General features: G+C 32.5%; 7 protein-coding genes and 1 rRNA gene. 3 read left to right on the forward strand and 5 right to left on the reverse strand.

Going from position 1 to position 7,712, the window contains the following annotated elements; genetic code table 11:
- Position 1: 1 nt before the first annotated feature.
- Complete coding sequence (locus BUR17_RS10095) at positions 2–475, reverse strand: RNA polymerase sigma factor (RefSeq protein WP_084550491.1); 474 nt, start codon at positions 473–475, stop codon at positions 2–4.
- 286 nt (positions 476–761) lie between these two features.
- On the opposite strand from BUR17_RS10095, the gene BUR17_RS10100 reads away from it, so the two are divergent.
- A complete protein-coding gene (locus BUR17_RS10100; RefSeq protein ID WP_074230157.1) occupies positions 762–1,331 on the forward strand; it encodes a fasciclin domain-containing protein in 570 nt (189 codons plus the stop codon).
- A gap of 84 nt (positions 1,332–1,415) precedes the next feature.
- Here the strand turns inward: BUR17_RS10100 and BUR17_RS10105 are convergent, their stop codons facing one another.
- Genes BUR17_RS10105 through BUR17_RS10115 form a run of 3 tightly spaced genes read right to left on the reverse strand, consistent with a single transcriptional unit; the run spans position 1,416 to position 4,171 of the window.
- Positions 1,416–2,174: a hypothetical protein gene (locus BUR17_RS10105; protein WP_074230158.1), complete on the reverse strand. Its 759-nt coding sequence runs from the start codon at positions 2,172–2,174 to the stop codon at positions 1,416–1,418.
- 22 nt (positions 2,175–2,196) lie between these two features.
- Positions 2,197–3,279 carry a putative type IX sorting system protein PorV2 gene (locus tag BUR17_RS10110; protein ID WP_074230159.1) on the reverse strand — a complete coding sequence of 361 codons (1,083 nt, stop codon included), beginning with the start codon at positions 3,277–3,279 and terminating at the stop codon, positions 2,197–2,199.
- A 13-nt stretch (positions 3,280–3,292) separates the two neighbouring features.
- Positions 3,293–4,171, reverse strand: coding sequence for a DMT family transporter (locus tag BUR17_RS10115; RefSeq protein WP_074230160.1), 879 nt, complete (start codon positions 4,169–4,171; stop codon positions 3,293–3,295).
- A 453-nt stretch (positions 4,172–4,624) separates the two neighbouring features.
- Between BUR17_RS10115 and BUR17_RS10120 the strand changes: the two genes are divergently transcribed.
- Positions 4,625–6,253, forward strand: coding sequence for an acyl-CoA carboxylase subunit beta (locus BUR17_RS10120; protein WP_074230161.1), 1,629 nt, complete (start codon positions 4,625–4,627; stop codon positions 6,251–6,253).
- Between the two features lie 191 nt (positions 6,254–6,444).
- Positions 6,445–6,915, forward strand: coding sequence for a VanZ family protein (locus BUR17_RS10125; protein WP_074230162.1), 471 nt, complete (start codon positions 6,445–6,447; stop codon positions 6,913–6,915).
- Positions 6,916–7,639: 724 nt separating this feature from the next.
- Here the strand turns inward: BUR17_RS10125 and rrf are convergent.
- Positions 7,640–7,712, reverse strand: a 5S ribosomal RNA gene (gene rrf, locus BUR17_RS21290); the annotation flags it as partial.

Genomic DNA, 7,712 nt, shown 5'->3' on the forward strand with positions numbered 1-7,712 from the left:
TTTATTGATAATCTTTTAACAAGTCTTTTAATTTAATCAATGCATTTCGCATTTTGGTCTTTACAGTGCCTAAAGGCATATTCAGTTTTTCTGATATTTCACTCTGCGTAAATCCTTGATAATAGGCAAGATCAATGAGTTCCTGCTTATCAGATTCCAAACTTTCAAGCACTTTATTAAACCCAATAAAATCTGAATTATTGGTGGTTGTAAGTTCCGCATTCTCATATACGAAATCTGGTAAAGGTTGGTTTTTAAGTTGCTTTTGAAAGCTTTTAGATTTAAGATAATCAATTGCTGTGTTTCTTGCAATATTAATCATCCAAGTATAAAATCTACCTTTCGTAGAGTCATATTGATGGATAGAATTCCAGACTTTCACAAAAACATCCTGAATAATCTCTTCTGTATATTCTTTAGACTGAACAATTCTGAGGATCACACCATACAACGCACCAGAATAGTTATCATACAAGTGATGAAAACCAGCTTCGTTTTTCTGTATCAGTAAAACGATAAGTTCTTCTTCTGAATAATTTGTTTTTATGGTGAATATTTTTCATTTCAAATGTAATGAAATAATATAAATAATGAGAAAAAAAATTAAAAATTACGTACCACACAGAATTGATTTAAAAAATAATCAATTACAGTTAATTATTGTTAAAATTTAAATTCTTAAATCTAAACCAAACTGATCTTCGTAAATGAGGGTAACAAACAAAATTACTTACTCAATAATAATTTAAAAAATTAAAGAAATGAACACAAGATCAAAAATCGCAGTATTCGGAATGGTGGCTTTATCATTCGCATTCAGTGGAAATGCAGCTGCACAGCAAATGAAAGAAAAAACAGTAATGGTAGGTGGAGCAGCAATGTATCCTTCGAAAAACATTATTGAAAATGCGGTAAACTCTAAAGATCACAAAACTTTGGTTGCTGCTGTAAAAGCTGCAGGTTTAGTGGAAACGCTTCAAAGCAAAGGTCCTTTCACAGTATTTGCTCCAACTGATGCCGCTTTTGCAAAATTACCAGCAGGAACAGTTGAAAATTTGGTAAAACCAGAGAATAAGGCAATGCTTACAAAAATTCTTACCTATCATGTTTTACCCGGAAAATATAGTGCAAAACAAGTTTGGGCAGCTGTAAAAGCAGGAAATGGTAAAGCAATGATGAAAACAGTACAAGGTGAGGAGCTTACGTTCTGGACAAAAGGAAAAGATTTATACGTTACCGATGCAAAAGGTAATAAAGCGAAAGTTACGATTGCAGATGTTAATCAGTCAAATGGTGTGATACACGTAATTGATACGGTGTTGATGCCTTAATTTTAGTTTTTATGGTTTATTTTAAGGAAGGCTTACCTGAAAATTTCAGGTAAGCCTTTTTATATTTTTTTGAACCTTTTAAAACTATTTTACAGGTGAAAATACTTCTTTAGAATACTCGTCGTTACCTTTCGGAATTTCAATTACTAAATTTCCGTTTTCATAATACCCTGTTGTAGATTCACCTGAACCTAATTTAACTCTGAAAACATCTTTTTTGGTAGTCTCTTTGAAAGTAGCAAAGGGAACAGAACTGTTTCCGTCTACCAAAATAAATTGAGAAGCATCAATCTGAATTTTCTGAAGACTTAATTTTCCGTTGCTGTATTTTTCTGCCTTTGAAGCCTGAGATTTTTGTTCACTTACTTTAGGAGTTTCCTGTGCAGTTTCTTTCACCACTTGAACTTCCTGTTTAAAAGTTGTATTTTCAACAGGTTTTGAGATAGAAATATTTACTAAAGCTTTAGATAATGCATCTTTGAAACCTTCTTCATATTCTTTTATTGACGAGTTTCCTTTTTCAGAAGAAATCACTTTGCTGTTGCAGTCTTTAAATTCTAAAATAATTCTATTTCTAAGAAAACTGCTGTCATTTACGAGATCAGCATTCAGAACGCTACACGGATTAACATTTGCTTCTTCCGGCCATTGACCTCTATTTTCAGAAAGCACAACATATTGCTTAGCTTTCATATTTTTAGTTAGAAATGCGCTAAGTCCGTAATTATTTTTTTTAAAACTTTCAAGCGAACTTGGTATAACAACATATTTATAATCAGAAACTTTCTGTGCATATGATAACATTACACAAAAAGATGATATTAAGACTGATAGCTTCTTCATACAGTTTATTTAAATAAAATAATTAATCATTTCTAAATTCTCCCATATCCAGTTTTAATGAGAAGAAATTAGAATAAAAATTAGAACCTCCGATTCCTGAATTACTGATTGCGTAATCAAGCGTTAAACCTCTGTAACGAATTCCTATACCTGCGCTTGGCTGGAAAGAAACTTTTCTCTGAAGATCTTCAATATCAGTAATCGACTGAAATCTGTTAACACCTACTCTTACAAAAATCATTTTCTGATATCCCAATTCAGCTCCTGCATAAGGGGTTATACTTGCAAAATCTGTTGAAAGCAGAGCCGCCGTTTTAGCAAAATCTACATTAATTCCTGCTTCTGGTAAAACATACAAACTGCTATTAATATTAAATAACTTACTTGCTCCTGCATTTAGCTTCGGCATTGTCAATTCCATTTTATCGGTTGGAGCAGGGTTAAATTCTTCACCATTTACGATTGTGGACAATTCTTTTTGATTCACAGTCCAAAAGTTGACGGTTGTAGTTGCATCGCGAAGAACTCCACCGAATTTCCATCCGTTATCAGCTTTATAAATAGCACCAACATCAAAACCAAAACCATATCCGCTAGCAAATTTTCCTACATTTCTGTAAACGATTTTAGCATTCACACCAACATCCAATTTCGGATTTCCACCAGGATTGAATGCATAAGAAATGATTCCTGCATAATCTGATTGTGAGAATTTAGTAATTTTATCGTAATCAATATTTCCTTCCGTATCGATTAATTGAGTAGTATTTAAAATATTATCAACCCCTAAACGAACAATTGAAACTCCAAAAACTCCTGTCTCCAAAACTTTTGCGTAAGCCAAATAATCATATTTTGCGATAGATTCAAAATATTCTGCGTGCATTGCTGCACCTTGCCAATCTCTTGTAATCCCATTCAAACCTGCGGGATTCCACATTGGTGAATACACATCGTCCTGACTGGTCATTACGGCACCTCCCATCCCGATTCCTCTAGCTCCGGCTCCGATATTTAAAAATTCATTGGAATATTTTCTGATAATCTGAGATTGAGAAAACCCAAATAAAAGGGAAAATACTAATAATAGATATTTTTTCATCATGTAGAATAGATGCTTAGTTAATGTTTTTTTGTTTTCTAGTTTTTATCAGCGCATTTACAACAATTGCCAAAATCATAACCAAAGATGCAACATAAAATACCGGGCTCATGTGTTCTGATTCTCCAAAGATAAAAAAAGCTAGTATAATTCCGTAAACTGGTTCTAAATTAACTGTTAAAATTAAAGTAAATGGCGAAATGTATTTCATCAGCTTCACAGATTCAAACATAGGATACGCTGTAAATACACTTGCCAACAAGCCTATTAACGCAAGATCTCTATAATTTATTTCATCCATGTGCATGATTTGCCCTGTTGCAAGATAAAATATCATTAAAATAAACCATCCTGAAAAGATTTCATAGAAAATAATATTTCCAGAACTGGTTTTTCCGAAAAGTTTTCCATTAAAAACTGAGAATACGGTTCCGAAAATGGCACACAAAACTCCGTAAAAAATTCCTTCTTTATACTGAAACTCTGTTTTAAAAATAAGTAAAATACAGGCAACAATAACCGCTCCCATTACCACTTCCGAAACATCAACTTTCCGTTTAAAAACAATAGGCTCCAAAACCGAAGCAAACAAAGTAGATAACGAGAGACAACTTAAAGCAATAGAAACATTGGAAACTTTAATCGAATAAAAAAAGCAGTACCAATGCAGCGCCATAAAAAAACCAACTCCCGATAACTGTAAGAATAGTTTTTTTGAAACTTTAATGCTCTCTTTTTTGTAAATTCTTATAAATGCATAAAGAAATATGGCTGCAAAAAGCATTCTGTAAAATACAAGAATCTGGGCATTTGCGGTAATCAGTTTACCTAAAATTGCTGTGAATCCCCATAAAAAGACAATTAAATGTAATCTGAAAAGTGCTAATTTCTGCATATTGATCCTCTAAATTTTAAACAGACAAATTTACAAATAGCTTTTCATTAAATTTAAAAAAATATAAGATTAGTATCATTATTTCTAATGATAATATCAACTTTCTTGTTCAGGATAAAATTTTATTTAATTTATCAGATAAATACTAAAATTTAGATATCAAAGAAATAACAGAATGAGTATAAAAATCCAAAAACCCTGAAAATCTATAGAACTTTCAGGGCCTTCAAATAATAAACTATTAAAAAAATAAACTAGGAACTTAGAGTATTTATATAGAAACTTTCATTTCTATTACTCTATTGTAAAGTTAGCAAAATATGCACCAAAAAAAACATATCATTTGTTAAAAATATCATAATTTTCTGATAACCAAATCATTAAAATAAAATAAACATATTTTACTACTTTTTCTAAAAATAGTATCTTTAGGCAGATTAAAATATAAATTTCATGGATATTGAATTTAACAAAAGAGAAGATCAAAATAAATTAAAATTATCTGAAATCAACCGTTTGCTTACAGAAATTAAAAAAGGCGGTGGCGAAAAAAGACTTCAGAAACTTCGTGACGAAGGGAAAATGACGGCAAGAGAAAGAATAGAATATCTTCTTGATAAAAATTCAGATTCCATAGAAATTGGTGCTTTTGCGGGTTATGAAATGTATGAAGAACATGGCGGTTGCCCAAGTGGGGGTGTTGTGGTTGTAATGGGTTATGTTTCCGGAAAGCAATGTTTAGTTGTAGCAAATGATGCTTCGGTAAAAGCTGGAGCTTGGTTTCCGATTACTGGAAAGAAAAATCTAAGAGCGCAGGAAATCGCTATGGAAAACAGACTTCCAATAATTTATCTTGTAGATTCTGCAGGAGTTTATCTTCCGATGCAGGACGAAATTTTCCCTGATAAAGAAATGTTTGGAAGAATTTTTAGAAATAATGCTAAAATGAGCGCTTCAGGAATTATTCAGATTTCAGCAGTAATGGGAAGCTGTGTTGCAGGTGGAGCTTATCTTCCGATTATGAGCGACGAAGCGATGATTGTAGATAAAACCGGATCTATTTTCTTAGCTGGAAGTTATTTGGTAAAAGCTGCAATCGGTGAAAGTATTGACAACGAAACTTTAGGTGGAGCAACAACGCATTGTGCAATTTCTGGAGTTACCGATTATAAAGCTAAAGACGATAAAGATGCTTTAGACCGCATTAAAAATATTATGAAATCTGTAGGAAGCTATGACAAGGCAGGTTTCGACAGAATAGAAAGTTTCCCTCCTAAAGAAAAAATAGATAATATTTTCGGAATTATGCCTGTTTCCAGAGCAGAGCAATACGATACTTTAGAAATTATAAAATGTATTGTTGATAATTCTGAATTTGAAGAATACAAAGCAGATTACGGTAAAAGTATTATCTGTGCAACGGCAAGAGTTGACGGTTGGTCTGTAGGAATTGTTGCCAACCAAAGAAAATTGGTGAAAAGCGGTAAAGGCGAAATGCAGTTTGGTGGAGTAATTTATTCTGATTCTGCCGACAAAGCAACGCGATTTATTGCAAACTGTAACCAAAGAAAAATTCCTTTGATCTTTTTACAGGATGTAACAGGATTTATGGTAGGTTCAAAATCAGAACACGGCGGAATCATTAAAGACGGTGCAAAAATGGTAAATGCAGTTTCTAATTCTGTAGTACCTAAATTTACGATCATCACCGGAAATTCTTACGGAGCAGGAAACTATGCAATGTGTGGAAAAGCGTATGACCCGAGATTAATTGTAGCTTGGCCATGGGCAGATTTAGCGGTGATGGGAGGAGCTCAGGCTGCGAAAGTTTTGGCACAAATTCAGGAATCTACTTTGAAAAAGCAAGGAAAAGTAATTACTGAAGAAGAGCACCAGGAAATTTTAGATACCATTACAAAAAAATATCAAAAACAAACAGAAGCGACCTATGCGGCTTCAAGATTGTGGACTGATGCGATCATCAACCCTATCGATACCAGAAAATGGATTTCTATGGGTATTGAAGCGGCGAACCATTCTCCAATTACTGAGAAATTTAATTTAGGAGTAATTCAAGTCTGATTTTACTCGATTTTAAAATATTTGGCCTCACTTTTAGAAGTGGGGCTTTTTATATTATGTTAAATAGTCCTAAAGAATTATAAAGTTTCAAAACACCATACTATTAAGGTAAGATTTTTGTTAACATAATATATCTAAAAACTAATAAGCACTACAACCTCTTTTTAATTACTAATCCCAAAAGGAAACCTATGAAAAGATATTTTGCAGTATTTATTGCCTTATATACCGTCGTTTTATTATACATGATGTTTTATGCATCCGGAAGAGAACCTTCTGAAATTTCTTATATTCAGCATCAGCCGTTTATTACTATTCAGCATTTTTTTAATGATAATAACATAGATAATCAGGCTTTTATCGTCAACATATTTGGGAACATATTTCTATTCAGTCCATTCGGTTTGTTGGGATTATGCATCAAAAAATTCAACCGTTTTATCCCCGTTACTTTGTTCTTTTTAATTGCAATAAGTATCATCGAATCAACACAGTATTTTACAGGAAGAGGCGTTGCAGATATAGATGATGTATTTTTAAATACTTTGGGAATGTTAATCGGCTTTTTTCTATTTAAATATGCAACCTGGAAAAACATTGCCAATATTCAGTTTCATTTTCAATTATTAGAAAATAAAGATTCTACTGTAACAGCTTCTTAAACGTAAATTTTAAGGATGTAAATATATAATTTAGATTAAAACAACAAATTTCTTATGAGCTTATTCCGGCTATTCGCTTTTACTCCTCACACCTTTGCTTTTCCATCTCTAAATCCTCTTCTCTCCAACTCATATTGCGGGGTAACCGCTGCTATCCGGGCTAAAAAATTCAGCATACAATAAAGATTGAAGATTAACAGAATTTTCAGTAATCATTTAATTCGAATATTCACTAAATCTTTCAAATGATAAACTAAACTGACTATTGTAAAGTATTTGATGGCTAAAGAAAATATAAATCTACAAAAAACAGAAACTGTTGTGAAATAAGATTATGAAATCATTCATAACAGATTATATACTTACTATTGTAAAGAGAGGCTTTTACAACAAGATATTATTTTTTTTGAGTTGAACCAAAAAATATAGTGAATAATTGTATCGCTCCTCCGGAGCTCTGAGAGATTGTTTATGATTCTCTGCTACAAAGGTTTCGCTCCGGAGGAGCGAACCTTAACCTTAACCTTAACCTTAACCTTAACCTTAACCTTAAGCTATTAGGCAATAGGCAATAGGCAATAGGCAATAGGCAAAATTCCTTATTATCTATTATTTATTATTCATTACCTATTGCTTATTACTGATCATTTATCATTGATCTATATTGTTGATGTATATAACAAAAAAAAGTCTCATAGAAACAAATCTATGAGACTTTAAAAAAAACTGGCGGCGACCTACTCTCCCGCTTTCGCAGTACCATCGGCGCTAGAGGGCTTAACTTCTGTGTTCGGAAT

Origin of the sequence: Chryseobacterium scophthalmum (assembly GCF_900143185.1) — a bacterium.
In the GTDB taxonomy this organism is placed as follows: domain Bacteria; phylum Bacteroidota; class Bacteroidia; order Flavobacteriales; family Weeksellaceae; genus Chryseobacterium; species Chryseobacterium scophthalmum.